This window comes from Methylobacterium sp. J-001, from assembly GCF_022829565.1.
Classification (GTDB): Bacteria; Pseudomonadota; Alphaproteobacteria; order Rhizobiales; family Beijerinckiaceae; genus Methylobacterium.
Map to the genome: position 1 here is coordinate 1 of NZ_JAKSYN010000222.1, position 407 is coordinate 407.

The window sequence follows — 407 nt, forward strand, 5'->3', positions numbered from 1 at the left end:
GCGGTGCGCGAGATCATGCTGTTCCTGCACGCCCACGGCGTCGGCACGGCGCGGGCGGTGCGGATCTTCAAGACTTACGGGCACGACGCCATCGCGGTCATGACCGAGGACCCGTATCGGCTGGCCAAGGACATCCGCGGCATCGGCTTCAAGACCGCCGACGCCATCGCGATGAAGCTCGGGCTGACCCCGGAGGCGCCGCAGCGGCTGCGCGCGGGCATCTCGTTTGCCTTGCAGACGGCGACCGACGGCGGGCACTGTGCCCTACCGGTTGCGGAACTGATCAAGCTCGCGGGCGACCTCCTCGGCATCGACGTGGCGCTGATCCGCTCGGCGCTGCTCGACGTGCTGGAGACCGGCGAGGTCGTGCAGGACATCCTCGGCGACAAGGCGTGCATCTTCCTGGC

The 407-nt window shown here is 69.0% G+C and carries 1 protein-coding gene; it reads left to right on the forward strand.

Going from position 1 to position 407, the window contains the following annotated elements:
* Nucleotides 1-407, forward strand: a 407-nt coding sequence (locus tag MKK65_RS29195; RefSeq protein WP_279597029.1) for a helix-hairpin-helix domain-containing protein, incomplete at both ends; no start/stop codon positions are given.